The organism is Thiothrix eikelboomii (assembly GCF_900167255.1).
GTDB lineage: Bacteria > Pseudomonadota > Gammaproteobacteria > Thiotrichales > Thiotrichaceae > Thiolinea > Thiolinea eikelboomii.
Genome location: NZ_FUYB01000013.1, coordinates 1 through 18,071, shown reverse-complemented (window position 1 = coordinate 18,071; position 18,071 = coordinate 1). Strand labels below are relative to the sequence as shown.

Here is an 18,071-nt window from a genome sequence, read left to right as displayed (position 1 = left end):
TTTTTAGATGTTTAATCTCACCGATACTGCTCGCATTCGATTAGTGAGTAATAGCTAGAAGCAAAATCATGACACAACATGAAGAACAATTATACGCACTCGAGTCTGCCTATACAGACTTAGCTTTGGAAGAGGCTTTATTAGCCTTGCGTGATCACTTCAGTGGACGGATTGCCTTTTCGACCAGCCTTGGCTTAGAAGATCAGGTGCTGACGGATGCGATTTTCCGTCATCAACTCGATGTTGATGTCTTCACTTTAGATACAGGGCGTCATTTTAAGGAAACTTACAATACCCTTGCTGAAACAGTAGAACATTATGGCCAGCCTATTCGTGTCATGTACCCACAAACTCAAGCCATCGAGCAGTATGTGAGTGTTAATGGCGTGAATGCCTTTTACGAATCGGTTGAGCAGCGTAAAACCTGTTGCTATCTGCGCAAGATTGAACCCTTGAATCGTGCCTTGGCGGGGGCAGCCGTTTGGGTAACAGGGGTAAGGGCTGCACAGTCGGATTTTCGTGCAAATATGAAATTCTTCGAGTGGGATACTCAGAGGGGCTTGGTAAAATTTAATCCATTATTGCATTGGAAAACCAAAGACCTATGGGCCTATGTAAAAGCCCATCAAGTGCCGTATAACCCACTGCATGATCAACATTTTCCGAGCATTGGCTGTGCACCTTGTACCCGAGCCATCGCCGTGGGTGAGGATGAACGTGCCGGACGGTGGTGGTGGGAAAGCTATAACCAAGAATGTGGCCTACATGATGGTACTAGCCAATTAAGGAGTGCTGCCTAATGACTGCACCGATCCCTAAAGAGTGGAATGTTATTGCGCCGAATGGCTCAGCGGTTGAACAGATCAAAGATCGGAGCGATTATTTGCGCGGTAATTTGGCGGAAGATTTTCAAAATCCCCTCACCGCAGCCGTCAGTGAAGCCAATGTACAATTGGTAAAATTTCACGGTTTTTATCAGCAAGATGATCGTGATCTGCGCGTGCAACGCCAAGAGAAAAAACTCGAGCCTGCGCATTCTTTCATGATTCGCTTGCGCGTACCGGGGGGCGAATTAAGCGCTGAACAATGGCTGAAGATGGATGCGATTAGCGATACCTATGGTAATCACACCCTACGGATTACGACCCGTCAAGCCTTGCAGTTTCATGGCATCATCAAGTTTGAGATAAAGAAAACCATTCAAGCCATGCAGGCTGCTGCCTTGGATAGTATTTCGGGTTGTGGCGATGTCAACCGGAATGTGATGTGTACGCCTGATCCGAGCTTGTCGCCCTTGCATGCAGAGATTTTCCCGTGGGCGCAAAAGATCAGCGAGCATTTGCTCCCGCGCTCGCGGGCTTATCATGAGATTTGGTTAGATGAACCAGCCGGTAAACGTTTAGTCGCGGGCGGTGAAACCGAAGAAGTCGAGCCGTTGTATGGTAAACATTATCTGCCACGTAAGTTCAAAATTGCCATTACCATCCCACCTTATAATGATATGGATGTGTATGCGAATGATATTGGCCTGATTGCTATTGCTGAACATGGCAAATTGCAAGGCTTTAATGTCGCTGTCGGGGGCGGTTTAGGGATGACCTTCGGGCGTGAAGATACTTATGCACGCTTAGCGTCAGTGATTGGCTTTTGCACGCCCGAACAAGTCTTGGCGGTTTGCTATCACATCGTGGGTATCCAACGTGATTTTGGCAATCGGCAAGATCGCAAGCTTTCGCGCTTTAAATACACGCTAGATCAATACGGTTTGACTTGGTTTAAGCAAGAGCTGAACACGCGCTTAGGGTTTGAATTAGCCGCTGTGCGTCCTTTTGAATTCATCACGACGGGCGACCGTTTGGGTTGGAGCGAAACCACCAATGGCTTATGGCATTTAGGCTTGCGCTTGGAATATGGGCGTGTCGTCGATACCGCTGCTCAGTCCTTAAAAAGCGCTTTAGTCGCTATTGCACAGGCGAATTTATGTAGCTTCCGCATGACGGGTAATCAGAATCTGGTTTTGGTAAATATCAAACCCGAGCATAAAGCCACCGTCGAGCAGCTCTTAAAGCAATCCGGTTATAACCCTGATGCTAGCCATCTGTCTGGCTTACGCCGTCACTCGATTGCCTGTGTGGCTTTGAATACTTGCCCCCAAGCCATGGCAGAAGCTGAACGCTATTTGCCGGAGTTAATTACTAAACTTGAAGCCTCGCTAGATCGCTATGGTTTACGCCAAGCTGAGATCAAAATCCGCATGACAGGTTGTCCGAATGGTTGTGGGCGCTCGGTTTTAGCTGAAATCGGTTTAATTGGTAAATCACCGGGGCGCTATAATTTGTACCTAGGTGCCAGCTTTAATGGTGATCGCTTAAATACCTTATATCGTGAAAATCAGGATGAGGCTGCCATCCTCAGCACCTTAGACGGTTTATTTGCCGCTTATGCTCAAACGCGCCGCCAGCAAGAAAGCTTTGGTGATTTCGTGCAACGCACCGTATTAACGAGTTAAACATCGTTTTGATAATTTGATAATTTGATAAGGTGATAATTTGATAATTTGACACTTGAGCATTTGTTCACTACATAGAAGCTTTGATGAACGAGGAGCATTTGAGTGAAAGCTTTATTCCAATTATCTTTAGTCGCAGCTTGCTTAGTCTGCAGCGCGGCTCAAGCCGCTGAGCTCAGCGTCAGTTTGCAGGCAGTCGATGACAAAGGCAGTGGTGGCGAACTTGGGCAAGTTGTGATCAGTGAAACAGCTTATGGTTTAGTCTTCACGCCTAATTTAGCAGGCTTGCCAGCGGGTTTACATGGGTTTCATTTACATGAAAACCCAAGCTGCGAGCCGAAAGAAAAAGATGGTAAAATGACCGCTGCTTTAGGTGCAGGCGGGCATTATGATCCGGCAAAAACCGGTAAACATGATTTGCCTTGGGGTGAAGGTCATTTAGGGGATTTGCCTGCTTTGTATGTGGATACCGAAGGTAAAGCCACTAATCCGGTCTTAGCACCGCGTTTGAAAATGGCTGATTTAAGCGGGCGTGCTTTAATGATTCATGCAGGCGGCGATAATCATTCCGATCATCCCGCACCCTTAGGCGGTGGCGGTGCACGCATGGCTTGTGGTGTGATTAAGTAGTTTTAGCTTAGCTCGATATAGCGACTCCCCGTTCTTCCTGACTGAGGAGGAGCGGGGGCGGTCGTGTTGAGATGTTTACTGATAAGCTTTGATTTGTTTCAGGTATTGCTTAGTTTTATCTAAAGTTGGGCTTTTGCTAACTGGAGCGAGGATTTTATCCCAACGCGCAAAGTCGATTTCTTTCACATTAGCGCGCTGATTTGGGGCTTCTTTAGCCATATAAGCCAAATCTTCATTTAGCTCTTCGAGCATCGGGATTACGTAGCGCCCCTTAGGGTAACGCTTGAGGTATTCGCCTGCGGTGATTTGCCCACGATAAGACATACATTCTACAAAACCCTCGCATTCTCCCCCTAAGGCTGCATGCGCGGCTTGCCAAGCAATCACATCACCCACTGAAGCTGCTTTGTATTGATCCGCGAGCTTCCAAAATGTACGCGAATCAACATAATACCCACCCGCGAGTTCATGATAAAACACTTGGCTACCTAAGGATTTAACCCAAGTGGAATAGGGTGGTTTTTGATCCTGCTCGGGATTGATAGCATACAACCCCTGCTGCACCGCTTGTAGATAAGCGAGTTTAAGCTCTCCTGCTGCCTCAATAGATTTAGCTTTAGTCGCCGCAGATTGGGCGAATTGGCTGACCTCGAGCGCTTCATTAAAATTCAAGACTCCCGTTTCTAGGACTTTTTCAGGCTTACCCAACTTGCTGCGAATGAGTTGCACGGCGGCTTTATCTGGATTTTTTGCATCATAATCTTGCAACAGCCCACCAAACACCCAACCCTTTAACGGCGTATTCACGCTATACCAATAATCTTTTTTTGCCCCCACTGTCTCTTGGGTGGGCGAGCGCTGTTGAGTGACGACCACCGTACCAAAGGCTAGCTTACCCACTTCAGTGGCTGTCAGTTTGGGATTAGCACGTACCCGCACCCCTGCACCCGCAATAATTTTGGGTGCTTGATAGGTTGTATTCGTTGCTGCATAGCTTGGCGTGGCTTGTACTGCTAAGCACAGCCCAAACATCGTTAATGCTTTGAAAATAACTTGCATGGAGATTTCCTCGCTGATGATTCGAAACCTTATTATTAACATAGACTGCAAGGATCTGCTTGGATTGTAGTCAGCTATTTATTGATCCTGTATCCGACCATTTTTAGACATCACTAACCAATGAAAGCATTTTATTCAGTCAATAATTCTGCTATTAATCCCTAAGAGTTTTCAAAAGGTGTCGCTGGGAATGATGCACAAACCGCCGCGAGTGTTTATTAGTTATAGCCACGATAGTGAAGCCCATCGAGAGTTAGTCTTGGGTTTAGCGAATCGCTTGCGGAATGGTGGAGTAGAAAGCTGGATTGATCAATATATACCCAGTTTTCCGGTGCAGGGTTGGTTGCGGTGGATGAAAACTGAAGTTGAGCAAGCTGATTTTGTGCTGTTGGTTTGTACACCACGGTATCTGCAGCGCTTTAATGGTGAAGATACGGAAGGCGGGCGTGGAGTTAATTTTGAGGGCGTGATTATCTCCCAGACTTTGTATAATCATTATTACCGTAATACTAAGTTTATTCCCGTGCTACCTCCCCAAGGCTGCTTTGAGCATCTCCCCTTAGAATTGCAAGCCTATAGCGCTTATAAACTGGACACCGACTATCAAGATTTATACCGACTGCTCACGGGTCAACCGAAAGTTACACCACCGCCTGTTGGGCAAGTGGTACAGCTTCCAGAAAAAACTCATCCATCTTTCCTACCCAGTTTAAGTATTGAAAGTGCGTATTTGCAAAGCCTGCTGCAACAAAGCCAACTGCGGTTTGCGGATAAAACTTATACCACGCTCTCAGGTCAGTTCCAGCCAGATCGCTCCTTGATTCCGCCCGAATGTTTAATGTCTGCCAGTTTACTCTTTGAGGCTTATCGGCCTAGCCATGCAGTACGGGATTGCCCTAGCCCCAGTGAGCAGCAAGATGATCTGCTCGCGGCTTTTGCCAAATATCAGCGCTTGGTACTTTTAGGTGAACCGGGGACAGGGAAAACTTTTTCCCTGTGGCGGATTGCCACCGAGCAAGCTCGCAAAACACTGGCAAATCCGACTGAGCCTTTACCCGTGATTATTCCGCTGAATCGCTGGACGGATGCCGAGCAAAGCTTAGCCTCTTTTGTCTTGGAGCAAATGGGCAGCCTCGCCAGTCATTTTACGCAACTGTGCCAAGCAGGGCGCGTGCTGCCCTTGCTGGATGCTTTGAACGAACTACCCTTTGATCAACGCGCCCACAAACTGCCGCAAGTTCGCGCCTTCGTGAATCAAGTTACTCGTCTGAATCAGCCAGCCTTTAAGCGCTTGCTCCTGACCTGTCGACACCGCGACTATGTGGATGCTTTAGAGCAAGATTTGGATCGGCTGACGATTGAGCCACTTGACCCACCGCGTATCTGGCGATTTCTGCAGAATTACTTCCATTATTTTGCGGAGCAACAACCGCAGCGTTTTGCAACGAAGCTAGCTGAACGATTATTTTGGCAATTAGCAGGGGGTGAAAAGGTGCAAGCCTGTTGGCAAGACTGGCAACAACAGGGTAAAACCGATCAATGGCAAGCTTTTTGGCAGTTGCGCAAAATTCCAGATGATTGGCCTGATGAACTAAAGTACTCGTGGAATAATTATGCGAGGCAAGCCCAATTAGCTGATCCGCGCAGTTTGCTGAAACTCGCGGCCAATCCTTACCTGCTGTTTTTAATCACCACTTTATATGCCCGTTATCAAGAGCTACCCCAAAGCCGAATTGAACTGTTTGGGCGTTTTGTAGAAGTGTTGCTCAAACGTGAATCAGCAGAAAAGGCTAGCAGCCGTGCTTATGTGCCAGAGCGCATGGTTTTGCTTACTGCACTAAAACAATTGGCTTGGCAGTTACAAAGTCGCAGTGGAGCAGCCCAAGAAGCCCGTACTGTGCTGGCTCGCCATGAAGCTGTGCAAACGATGCCAGCCGCCGATTTAGAATTTGCCGCCGCCGCGAGTTTATTGGAGTTGACTCGTGACAGTGTGCGTTTCTCGCATCAACTCTTGCAGGAGTTTTTCACGGCACAAGGTTTCAAGGATCGCCGCGAACAAGGTTTTACTGCTGCTGAACTCTGGCCACCTGATCAATGGTGGCAACCCAATGGTTGGGAGGAGGCGGCTAAGCTGGCGGCAGAATATGAAGCAGAGCCACAAGCTTTGTTAGAGTGGCTAGTTCCAGCTCAACCGCTGCTAGCCTATGAAATCGCCGAGCAGTTTAATAGTTTAGACCCAGCTTTATTTGCCCCCTTCCGTGCTAACTGGCAAGTGGCTATCACGGATCTTGAAAACTACCCTAATCCCCATGAACGCCACGCATTCAGCACTTTGCTAGGCCGCTTTGCTTGGGATCAACGCTTCGGCATTGGCTTAGATGCGCAAGGTTTACCCGAAATTGATTGGCTAGAGATTTCAGCGGGAGAGTTTATTTATCAAGCTGGGGAGCGCTCGAACTTACCAAGTTTTAAAATCAGCCGTTACCTCATCACCAATGCTCAATTTCGAGCCTTTGTGCAAGCAGCGGAGGGTTATGCTGATCCACGCTGGTGGCAAGGTTTGAACCAGCCTAAGACAGCTCAGCAATCTAGTTGGCAAGAGAGTAATCGCCCAATGGAGCAAGTCGATTGGTATGAAGCGCTTGCTTTTTGCCGTTGGCTGTCTGCCAAAACGGGCTTAACGATTAGCTTGCCCACTGAGCAGCAATGGGAAAAAGCAGCACGCGGTACGGAGGGGCACGAGTATCCTTGGGGAAACGAGTTTAAGTCTGAGTACTGCAATGGTGAGTATAGTTTAGTTGAAACCTCCGCTGTAGGCATTTATCCGCAAGAGCAAGCGCTTTCTGGGGCGATGGATATGGCGGGTAATGTTTGGGAGTGGTGTTTAAATAAGTATAACCTATCGAACATGACTGAGCCGGATTTATCGGGAGATTGGCGTGTGTGGCGCGGTGGTTCTTGGCACATTACCTCTGAGAATCTGCGTTGTGCGGTTCGTTTCGGGGCTCTTCCGACTCTTCGGCTCTACGACCTGGGGTTTCGAGTGTGTGCCTTCTCCCTGGCTGCTGCTTGCTGATTTCTGTCTTCTGAATGCTGTTTTCTGCTGGCTAGCTTGCCCGCAGGGCAAGCGTATCCGCCGCGTAGCGGCGGCGAAAATTTTGTTTTTAGTAACCCCTCCCAGCCTCCCCTTGTCAGGGGAGGAGTGAAAGCATGCGGCTAGTTCTTGTCCCTCCCCTGACAAGGGGAGGTTAGGAGGGGTTGCTTATGAAAACTACAGGGCGCAGTTATCTAACCCGCCACTCCATGTTCCCGCGTCGAATTGAATTTAATCTCCGGCCATTTTTCCTGCGCCATTTGCAAATTCACTCGCGTGGGCGCGATATACACCAATTCACCCGCATGATCATAAGCCAAGTTTTGGGCGGCTTTGGTCTTAAACTCTTCAAATTTTTTCTCATTCTCTGAGCTAACCCAGCGCGCGGTACTCACATTCACCGCTTCAAAAATCGCTTCGACTTTGTATTCATCTTTCAAGCGCTGCATGACGACATCGAATTGCAACACACCCACTGCGCCTAAAATCAGATCATTATTCATGAGTGGCTTGAATAATTGAGTCGCGCCTTCTTCGCACAGCTCCGCTAAACCTTTCTGCAGTTGCTTCATTTTCAGCGGGTCTTTGAGCTGAGCACGGCGGAAGAGTTCAGGCGCGAAGTTCGGGATACCCGTGAATTGCAGGTTTTCGCCTTGGGTGAAGGTATCACCGATACGAATACTACCGTGATTATGAATGCCGATAATATCGCCGGGGTAAGCATCTTCGACATGCTCACGATCCGAGGCCATGAAAGTGAGCGCATCGGGGATTTTTACATCCTTACCAATCCGCACATGCTTAGCTTTCATGCCTTTTTCAAACTTGCCTGAGCAGACGCGCAAGAAAGCAATCCGGTCACGGTGTTGTGGATCCATATTCGCCTGAATCTTAAACACAAAACCCGTGAAATTGTCTTCAGCCGCATCCACTTTGCGGGTTGTAGTCGGGCGTGCTTGTGGCGCGGGGGCATGCGCCACAAAATCATCCAATAACTCCCGAATCCCAAAGCTATTTAAAGCCGTACCAAAATAAACGGGCGTGAGTTTGCCATCTAAATAATCTTGTAAATCAAATTCGTGACTCGCACCTTGTACCAATTCGATTTCGTCGCGTAACTCTTGCGCTTGAGTACCCAGTTTTTCATCGAGCTCTGGATTATTAATACCTTGAATTTCTTCGTATTCTTGGCGACGTTCAGTATCCGGTTTATATAAAATCACCTTGTCTTGATACAGATGATAAATGCCTTTTAAACGCTTGCCCATGCCAATCGGCCAAGTAATCGGCGCGCATTTAATTTTTAGAACGGTCTCAACTTCATCTAATAACTCAATCGGCTCTTTGCCTTCACGGTCGAGTTTATTAATGAAGGTCATAATCGGCGTATCGCGTAGACGGCAGACTTCCATCAAATTAATCGTGCGCTCTTCCACCCCTTTGGCCACGTCAATCACCATCAAGGCCGAATCTACCGCTGTCAGTACTCGATAAGTATCTTCCGAGAAGTCTTCGTGACCGGGGGTATCGAGTAGATTGACAATATGCCCCTGATACGGGAACTGCATGACCGAAGACGTGACCGAAATCCCCCGTTCCTTTTCCATCGTCATCCAGTCAGAAGTGGCATGTCGACCTGCTTTGCGCCCTTTAATTGTCCCTGCTAACTGAATCGCCCCCCCGAATAAGAGTACCTTTTCAGTCATGGTAGTTTTACCCGCATCAGGATGCGAAATAATCGCAAAAGTACGGCGGCGAGCGGTTTCTTGTAGGCGGTCAGTCATGATCTTGAGTCGTGCTAAGCGGTTGAAAGAGGAGGAGTATAGCGGAAAGGCATTATAGTCGCACTTCACTTCCAAGGTGAAGTGCAAAACAAATCAACTCGTGGCAGTGAGTCACTTACAGGCGGTTTTATTGCCAGCCACTTTACCTGTTAGCTTTAGGAAGCTTTCAAAGGGAGACATCACCTTCATGGCCTCCATTTTTGGACCTTTAAATTTCAACTTACCCGAAACCATCGCTCCCATCGCGCCACAACCAAACTCACCTTTCCCCATGCAAGTCCAGTCTTCATCCGTCGCATGCATTAAGTAGTCCACGGCAAAATCCATCGCTTTACCATCGGGTTTACCACCATAACTGCATTTAGCTTGATCACCCTCTACAGTAATATTTAACTGTATTTTGCTAGCTTCACCGCAATCAGTCCGGTAGATTTGAATCAATTTGTAACCACGACCATTATTATTTTTTGCCCATGAATAGCCGTCGGTATCCATTAAGCCTTTTGCTAAAGTACTATCCGCATTCCACGCAGCACAGGCCTGTTTAGCCCAAGCAGCATCCATAAAATCCCCTGCATAGGCAGCGGTATTTGCCAACAGGGCTATACCTGCTAATAAGATGATTTTCTTCACAATTCCTCACTCCTCTCAAAGTTAATGCGCTCAGCGCAGTTCACTCTAACATATTCTTTTTTTAATAATTATTGCCCTAATGGTAGGGGAAGGCTATGAGAACTGGGGTTATCAACCATCACAGGCAAGGCCTCAAATGCCTGCTTGCCTCGGGTCAATTTAAACCAAAGTGTATAAACGGCTGGCAAGAATAATAAAGTCAGCAAGGTTGCAACCAATAGCCCGCCCATAATCGCCACGGCCATTGGTCCAAAAAATACACTTTCCGATAAAGGAATCATCGCCAAAATAGCCGCCAACGCTGTCAGCATAATGGGGCGAAAACGACGCACAGCAGCCTCGACTACAGCCTCTTGAGGAATCATGCCTTGCTCAATATTCCGATCAATTTGATCAACGAGAATCACCGAGTTGCGCATAATCATGCCGGATAAAGCAATTGTGCCAAGCATAGCGACAAAGCCAAACGGCTTATTGAAAAGCAGTAAAAAGCCCGCTACGCCAATTAGCCCAAAGGGGGCAGTGAGCACCACCATAATCACTCGTTGAAAGCTTTGCAATTGCAACATTAATACCGTTAACACGACCACAATAAAGAAAGGCAGCCCCGCTTGAATAGAAGCAGCCCCTTTGGCACTTTCCTCCACAGCACCCCCCACTTCAAAACGATAGCCAAGTGGCAAAGTCTCGGTGAAATTCCCCATCCGACCCAAAACTTCACTCGTGACCGTTGCTGCCTGTACTTTGGAATAAATATCACCTCGAATCGTAATGGTCGGCGTGCGATTGCGATGCCAAATTAAGCTTTCTTCTTGACTATTTTCTAAATGGGCAATTTGCCCCAAGGGAATAAACTGCCCATTCCCCGCTGGAATAGTCAAAGACAACAAGGTCTTGATACTACGGCGGTCGGCCTCTGTGCCACGCAGCATAATCGGAATGGTTTGGTCAAACTGGCGAAACTCACCGACACTAGTGCCTTGCAAAGTACCTGATAAAGCTTGGCTAAGCGCGGCCTGCGTGATACCTGCCGCAATGGCTTTATCTTCATCGACCTTTAAAACTAAGGATTTACGTAATTCATTCCAGTCTAAATGCACATTGCGCAAATTCGGATTACCCCGCATAAAGTCTGCGACTTGCTCCGCTAAATCCCGCAAGACCCAAACATCATCGCCCGTTACCCGAAACTGCACCGGATAACCTACGGGTGGGCCATTTTCTAAACGTAATACCCGCCCACGTAATTGCGAAAACTCACTGCTATCCATTAAGGTAATCAACTTAAGGCGTAAGGCTTCACGGGCTGGAATATCTTTAGTGGTAATCACAAATTCCGCAAAGCTGGAGTTAGGGAGTTGTTGGTCAAGTGGCAAATAAAAACGCGGCGAACCTGTACCCACATAACTCACATAATTATCAATATATTCCATTTGAGTCTGCAAATAGGCTTCCACTTTTTTGACCTCAACTTCAGTGGCGGCCAACGCAGAGCCTTCCGGCAGCTTTAAATCCACTAATAATTCTAAGCGGGTGGCATCAGGGAAAAATTGTTGCTGTACCAGCTTAAACGCCAACACTGAGCTGGCAAAACTGAGCAGCGTTAGCAGAATAACCGTGATGGGAAAGCGTACACAAAGACGAATTAAACCTTTGAAAAAGCGCCCAAAGGCCAAAGCAAAACGGTGTTTTAAAGCGGCTAAGGCAGACAACCACCCCTGCTTAGGTGGGTGGGCGACCTCATGTTTTTCATGCGACTCTGCTTTCAGAATATGATAACCCAGCCAAGGCACAATAATCACCGCCGCAAACCATGACAACACCAGCGCAATCGCCACCACTTGAAAGATCGAGCGCGTATACTCACCCGTTGCCGACGCCGCTGTCGCAATCGGTAAAAAACCAGCAATCGTCACCAAAGTCCCTGTCAGCATCGGAAAAGCCGTAGTGCTATAGGCAAAGCTTGCCGCTTTAACCCGATCAAAGCCTTCCTCCAGCTTCAAAGCCATCATCTCAATCGCAATAATGGCATCATCCACCAACAAGCCTAAGGCCAAGATCAATGAGCCAAGGGAAATCTTATGCAAACCAATACCGAATAAATACATGCAGAAGAAGACACCTGCCAGCACCAAAGGAATCGACAAAGCCACCACTGCTCCCGCTCGCAAGCCGAGGCTTAGAAAACTCACCGCTAACACAATCACCACCGCTTCAAACACGGTATTTAAAAACTCACTCACTGACCGCTTAACAGCAGCAGGTTGATTATTGACCGTATGTAAATCAATACCAATCGGTAGTTGGTTTTGAATGCGCTGCATCGCGGCATCTAAATCTTTACCTAACTGAATAATATCCCCACCTGCACGCATCGAGACACCAATCCCTAAGGCCGGCTGACCTTGATAACGGAAAGTGTCAGCGGGTGGATCTTGATAGCCCTGTCGAATCTCAGCGACCTCAGCAAGCTTGACGGTTTGATTGCCAACTTTTAAGGGGGTATTAGCAATATCCTCAATAGTCTGAAAACGTCCAGTCGGATAAATCAAAATATTGTCTTGTTGGGTATGATATTCACCCCCAGCAATCAGTAAATTCTGCTGCGATAACGTGGTTTGTAATTGCTGCAAACTCATCCCTAAATTCGCAGCTTTAGTATTGCTTAATTCAATATACACTCGCTCGGATTGCTCTCCGATCATTAAAACTTTGGCAACACTGGGTAAACGCAACAGCTCTTTACGAATCGGGTCAGCGGCCTCTCGTAATTGCGCCAAGCTATAGCCCTCGCCTGTGAGTGCATAAATATTCCCGTAAGTTTCACCGAAATCATCATTAAAGAAAGGGCCACGCACGCCCTGTGGCAGGGTATAACTGACATCATTAATCCGCTTACGGATTTGATAAAACATATCCGGCATATTTTTAGGTGCAGTGTCATCACGGGCTATGACTAGTAAATTAGCTGCCCCCGGAAAATAAAAACTGCGCACTGAATCAATATAGGGTGATTCCATAATCACTTTTTCTAAGCGATCCACCACCTGCTCACCCATTTCTTGAGTAGAAGCGCCCGGCCACTGCACTTGCACTAACATGACTTTAAACGTGAACGGTGGATCCTCGGCTTGCCCTAATTTGTAATAGCCAAAGACTCCCAAGAAGAGGGTTAAAACGAAAAAATACAAGACTAAATTCTGGTGCGTGAGCGCCCACAGTGATAAATTTTTTTTCATTGAGTTAACAACCGCTAGTTAACAACTGCTGGCATTTGCCCATTATAAGGAACTGGATTGACCTGTTGGCCTGTATGTAAGCGACTCACCCCTGCCGCAATGACTTTCACGCCCGTTTCAATACCTTGGACTAGCATGCCTTCATCCAAATAACCGGCCACCTGAACCTCTTTAAGACTCACCGTATTATTCGCGGCTAAGACCCAAACGGCAGGCTTTTGAGCTTGTTGATACAGTGCACTGGCGGGTAACCAAACGACTGCTTGTTCGAGGGCTTGATGGAAGGCAACCGTCGCGGTCATGCCGAGTTTAAGTTCGGGATTTTCGGGCTGAACTAATGCGACTTTCACCAGCCAAGTACGATTTTCGTCCGCAACAGGAGCAATTTCCCGTACTTTAGCCGCTAAAGCCTCACGGCTACCGACCCATAAGCTCACCTCGGCTGGAGTACCCAACTGAAGGTTTTGAATCGCTTGCTCCCCGACCCGGATATGCACTTCAAACTCACCCGCCCGTGCCACACTCAAAATAGGCTGACCAGCGGCAACCACTTGCCCGACTTCAGCATGCGTTTGGGTCACAACACCTGCGACGGTACTTTTTAACACGGTGTAGCCCGATTGATTTTTGACTAAATCCACTTGCGAGCGCGTATTACCCACCTGCGCCTCAGCCATGCCCACTTGTGCTTGAGCAGCTTGTATTTGCGCTTGCGTGGTTTTTACTTGGCCTTGTAAAGCACCCACATTGGCACTGGCTGATTCGACCTCACCCTGAGCTGCTTGAACTTGCGCTTGCGTGGTTTTAACTTTAGCAACGGCGGCTTGGACTTGTGCTTGAGCGGCTTCAGCATTGGCTTGAATAGATTTAAGATTAGCTTGTGCAGTTTGCAAGCGTTGATTATCCCGATCTAATAAAGTATGGCTTGCAAAGCCTTGTTGAACTAATTGGGCAGTACGCTGGTATTCGACTTGGGCATTTTGCATTTCTGCTTTAGCCACCCCGACGGCGGCTTTGGCAGAAGCTGCCGTGGCTTTGGCTGAATCTACTGCTGCTTGTGCCGATTCTAAACCCGCCCGCGTTGCCGATAAATTTGCCCTTGCACTGGTTAAACTACCTTGTGCAGCTAATAGATTATTTTGCACTGAAGTTAAGGCCCCTTGAGTCGCGGTTTGATTATCACGGGCGGCTAATAAATTCATTTGGCTAGCTTGCAAGCTCGACTCTGATTGACTGACTGATAATTTAGAATCTTGATCATCTAAGCGTGCCAAATCTTGATCTTCAGTAACAAGATCGCCGACCTCAACATGCCGCCCTAGCAATTTACCGGGAACTCTAAAGGCAAGATCCACTAATTGCCTTGGTTGAATTTCGCCCGAATAAGTATCTAGGTGCTCTGCCATTTGTTGTTTAACTTCCCAAATTTGAGCAGGGCGAATCGGTTCAGGCTCAGCGGCTTCTTGTTGGCAAGCATTCAATAAACTCGCTAAGGTCAAGATAAGTAGGACAGGGACGACTAATCTCATTCAGTAAACTCCGGCGATACTAATAAACCTTTGAAGAGAGTCAGTAGCGAATCATGGAGGACTTGCAGGAAGTTCTCTTCGTTGATCAGATAGCCACAGTAGGTACTTGGTAGCTTAAGGTCTTGATCGAGCGAGTTTTGTTGCAGTAATTGCCATAAGCCCAAGATCAAGGCATAGGCTTGCAACATATTCAGTAGGGTTAGGGTTGGAAAATGATGATTGACGGCTTGCAAAGCAGCATTCAAGCGCTGATGAATCCCTTCTTTGAAGGCTATCGCGGTCTCTTGTGGAATATGCCGCTCCATCAGCCCCATGCACACCGAGGATAAGGGTAAAAAAGTTGGTGAAGAATTAATAGCATCAATCACTAACTTGGCTAAATCTTCTGCTTGCATCGGCTCGGCTTGCTGCGTTCGCGCCATCATCCGCTCAAAAAATTGCGCCATATCACGCTCATGCAAGGCGAGTAATACTTCCTCTTTACTGCGGAAATATAAATATAAAGTACCCTTAGCAACCCCACTCGTTTGCGCGAGGGCATCCATACTGCTTAAACGATTAGTCTGCGTCACCCATAAATACTGAGCGGCATCCAAAATAGATTCGCGCTTGCGAAGTTTATCTTCAGGGTGAATAGCGCGTGCAGGCATAACAATCTCTTGTGCTTGATAACAAAAAGGAGTTACCGCAAGAGCATAAATGACTGCTGGTCAGTTGTCTATGCAAGCTTGATTGTTTAGCAAGGCTAATCGCATTAAAACATGCTTTAACAACAGGCCTCTGATCAGATCCTGAAGCACTAGCTAACCGTTTGGTGAGCTAGATAATGCAGACTTTGACTCGGAGGCCACCACTTAAGATGATGAGTTTTACCGAGCTTGTTTGGTTTGCATCCAAACATTCAGCCCCCCCATTAAGGCTAAAACCACTAATAAGCCCGTATTTAACTGCTGCCAGTTAAAGCTTTGAATCAGCACACCACCACCGACCACCCCGATAATCGCAGCAAGTGCAATTATCAATTCCGCCATCCCTTGGGCGCGGCCTTTTTCAGTAGCAGAATAAGCTCGATTGTATTGATTCGTTCCAGCGACATACATCAAATTCCAGCCCATCCCGAGGAGAAAGAGGCTGATATGGTAGTGGAGTTCACTAGTACCCAACAATGAAGTGACCGCACTGAAAGCGAAAACACCTAAACCGGCTAATAACACTGAGTAGACACCGAGCTTATCCACGAGTTTGCCACTGATAAATGAGGGTAGAAACATGCCAACCAAATGCCAACCGATCACCGACATGCCGGATTCAACCGAGTAATGGTGTTGGTGCATAGCTAAAGGTGCGACTAACATCATCAACATCATCACGCCTTGCCCAAAGGCAGTATTGCCGACCCCTAGCCAATAAATGGGAAACTTTAAAAAGCTGGTTTGGGGAGTTTGGTTAGCCACGGGTGTCGAGAGCTTAGACTTAGTGCTCAAACCGCTGATCAGCACGAAAGCGAGCAGGCTAAACATCGCCACTAAAGCATAAGCACCTAAATATTTTGGCTCAGTCACCCATTGATTCGCAAACTGCGCCAAACTTGGCCCGAAAATAGCGGCTAATAAACTCCCACTCAAGACCCAAGCTATCGCCACTCCCGATTGTTGCGGTGGCATTTCATCCAGTGCAGCGAGACGATAATACACAGAAGAAGCCTGATAAATCCCCATCAATACACTGGCTGCGCAGAATAGCAAGAAGCTCTGCATCGACAAGGCGAGCATGGCTAAGCCTGCTGCCACCGCGCCCGCTAATGCACCGACTTGAAAACCTAAACGCCGCCCAGAACGTTGCATCAATATCGACAATAGATAAGTTGCCCCCAAAGCTCCCACACTAATCAGCGCATAGGGCAAAGTCGCTAAGCTTTCAATCGGCGCAAGCTGTAAACCAATCACGGTCGACAAGCTAATCCCCACTAACACCGCAAACCAATAGCAAGCTTGTGCGAGCATTAAAATCACGATTTTAGGATTCATCGGCTAACTCCTTGGTGTAGACAGAAAAACGTTTGCGGTAATCAGCGGGCGCAACCTTTAAAACTTGTAGGAATTTGCGGCGTAGGATGTCGCTGGACTGGAAGCCGCAGCGCTGCGCAATCTTTGGAATGGCAAGCTCGCTAGTTTCGAGTAGCCAACGTGCTTGATTGAGCCGGACTTGCGCAATATAACGTGAAGGGGCTAAGCCAGTTTCAGCGGTAAATTGACGCGAAAAGTTTCGCACACTCATCGCCGCTAAATCCGCTAAAGCGGTCACCTCTAAAGTTTGATCTAAATGCTGATGAATATAGTTTTGCGCCTTGCGCAAGGCTGGATGTTGCAGCTCACACGATCCTGTTATCGGCGAGTTAAACTGATTCTGCCCACCCGGTCGATGATAAAACGCCACCATCTGCCGTGCTGTTTCTAGTGCTAGACGCTGCCCACAATCGTCTTGAACCAATTGCAAACTCAGATCAATCCCTGTCGTAACCCCCGCCGAACAATAATATTTGCCGTCGTGGGTAAACAGCGCATCAATATCAAGCTGCACCTCAGGAAAACGTGCACGAAACTCGGCATAACGATTCCAATGGGTGGTGGCTCTGTGTCCATTTAACACACCTGTTGCTGCTAAAATAAATGCGCCGCTACATACTGAAGCGACACGCCGTACCGATGGCAGCAGTTTTTGCAAAGACTGAATAAGGTTTGAGTCTTGAGCAAGACTGATAGCAGGTGTACCACCCACTATGATTAAGGTATCAGGAATTGAAGCCGCTAAATCTGCCAAAACACCATCGCATAGCACCTGAGTTTGGGTGGCTAACTTTACTTCCGGTATGGCTTGCAAGGAAATCAGGCGAGTGCGATAACGCGGCTTAGCTAGATGATTAAATTGTGCCTCTAACAGCTCATTTACGGAAGCAAATACTTGCAATGGACCGAATACATCGACTGCATTTGCCTCATCGTAAGCAAGTAAGGTGATTTCAAGCAGGGGTTGAGTCATCTGTGCCGCATCATCAGTTATTGAATAATGGGGATTATACGGATCTGTGAATGGCGGATAGGACAGAAAATCTATTTAATCGGACAAAGTGTCGCTGACAATAATGACTACCATCATTTGATTATTGACATCCTCCCCACCCTAAAGAGCGGGGATTCCTCCAGCGAGGCGGCAATGTCCTGCCGCGAGAATGTTCTTTGCTGCATTGACATCTCTATCATGCATAGCCCCACACTCAGGGCAAGTCCATTCTCTTATTCCAAGTCCCGCTCTACCTTTCGGACTATTGGAGCTTATGCAGCCACAATACGAGCAAGTTTGGGTGGTGTACGATTCATTGACTTCGAGAAACACGGCTTGCATCGCTTTCGATTTATAATCAAGCTGTGTTTTGAGGGTGTACCAACCCGCATCTAATACAGATTTAGCCATTTTGGTTTTGGCTAGCTTAGAACTACTGACATTGCCTACCACGATGAGTGCATTTTCTTTGACTAATCGCGTGCTGAATTGATGAAGATGGTTCAGTCTACGGTTTTTGATCTGGGCGTGAAT

The 18,071-nt window shown here is 47.5% G+C and carries 13 protein-coding genes; 4 read left to right on the top strand and 9 right to left on the bottom strand.

Annotation, left to right across the window (positions count from 1 at the left end; all coding sequences use genetic code 11):
• The first annotated feature begins 68 nt into the window (after positions 1-68).
• The 3 genes from B5D50_RS12605 to sodC all read left to right on the top strand — a co-directional run bounded on the left by B5D50_RS12605 (position 69) and on the right by sodC (position 3,139).
• Positions 69-800: a phosphoadenylyl-sulfate reductase gene (locus tag B5D50_RS12605; protein ID WP_078922995.1), complete on the top strand. Its 732-nt coding sequence runs from the start codon at positions 69-71 to the stop codon at positions 798-800.
• Positions 800-2,509, top strand: a complete 1,710-nt coding sequence (locus B5D50_RS12600) for an NADPH-dependent assimilatory sulfite reductase hemoprotein subunit (RefSeq protein WP_078922994.1) — start codon at positions 800-802, stop codon at positions 2,507-2,509. Before B5D50_RS12605 ends, B5D50_RS12600 begins: the two co-directional genes overlap by 1 nt.
• Before the next feature lie 105 nt (positions 2,510-2,614).
• Complete coding sequence (gene sodC / locus B5D50_RS12595) at positions 2,615-3,139, top strand: superoxide dismutase family protein (RefSeq protein ID WP_078922993.1); 525 nt, start codon at positions 2,615-2,617, stop codon at positions 3,137-3,139.
• A 75-nt stretch (positions 3,140-3,214) separates the two neighbouring features.
• On the opposite strand, the gene B5D50_RS12590 is transcribed toward sodC, so the two are convergent.
• Positions 3,215-4,198 carry an SH3 domain-containing protein gene (locus B5D50_RS12590; RefSeq protein WP_159448634.1) on the bottom strand — a complete coding sequence of 328 codons (984 nt, stop codon included), beginning with the start codon at positions 4,196-4,198 and terminating at the stop codon, positions 3,215-3,217.
• Between the two features lie 190 nt (positions 4,199-4,388).
• Here B5D50_RS12590 and B5D50_RS12585 point away from each other — a divergent pair, with 190 nt between their 5' ends.
• Entirely contained in the window at positions 4,389-7,274 is a 2,886-nt protein-coding gene (locus B5D50_RS12585; protein WP_078922991.1) for an SUMF1/EgtB/PvdO family nonheme iron enzyme, read from the top strand.
• 212 nt (positions 7,275-7,486) lie between these two features.
• Here B5D50_RS12585 and B5D50_RS12580 read toward each other — a convergent pair whose 3' ends face one another.
• The 8 genes from B5D50_RS12580 to B5D50_RS12545 all read right to left on the bottom strand — a co-directional run.
• Positions 7,487-9,076: a peptide chain release factor 3 gene (locus B5D50_RS12580; protein WP_078922990.1), complete on the bottom strand. Its 1,590-nt coding sequence runs from the start codon at positions 9,074-9,076 to the stop codon at positions 7,487-7,489.
• Positions 9,077-9,187: 111 nt separating this feature from the next.
• On the bottom strand, positions 9,188-9,709 hold the full coding sequence (locus B5D50_RS12575) for an SCP2 sterol-binding domain-containing protein (protein WP_234975874.1): 522 nt from the start codon (positions 9,707-9,709) through the stop codon (positions 9,188-9,190).
• Between the two features lie 68 nt (positions 9,710-9,777).
• Positions 9,778-12,948: an efflux RND transporter permease subunit gene (locus tag B5D50_RS12570; protein WP_078922989.1), complete on the bottom strand. Its 3,171-nt coding sequence runs from the start codon at positions 12,946-12,948 to the stop codon at positions 9,778-9,780.
• Positions 12,949-12,962: 14 nt separating this feature from the next.
• Complete coding sequence (locus B5D50_RS12565; protein ID WP_078922988.1) at positions 12,963-14,477, bottom strand: efflux RND transporter periplasmic adaptor subunit; 1,515 nt, start codon at positions 14,475-14,477, stop codon at positions 12,963-12,965.
• On the bottom strand, positions 14,474-15,127 hold the full coding sequence (locus B5D50_RS12560; protein ID WP_078922987.1) for a TetR/AcrR family transcriptional regulator: 654 nt from the start codon (positions 15,125-15,127) through the stop codon (positions 14,474-14,476). Before B5D50_RS12560 ends, B5D50_RS12565 begins: the two co-directional genes overlap by 4 nt.
• A 219-nt stretch (positions 15,128-15,346) precedes the next feature.
• A complete protein-coding gene (locus tag B5D50_RS12555) occupies positions 15,347-16,504 on the bottom strand; it encodes an MFS transporter (protein WP_078922986.1) in 1,158 nt (385 codons plus the stop codon).
• Positions 16,494-17,516 (bottom strand): GlxA family transcriptional regulator, encoded by a 1,023-nt coding sequence (locus tag B5D50_RS12550; protein ID WP_078922985.1) that lies wholly within the window; start codon positions 17,514-17,516, stop codon positions 16,494-16,496. The genes B5D50_RS12555 and B5D50_RS12550 overlap by 11 nt, the downstream gene beginning before the upstream one ends.
• A gap of 141 nt (positions 17,517-17,657) precedes the next feature.
• Positions 17,658-18,071: RNA-guided endonuclease InsQ/TnpB family protein (locus B5D50_RS12545; protein ID WP_143594355.1), on the bottom strand; the 414-nt coding region annotated here is incomplete at its 5' end.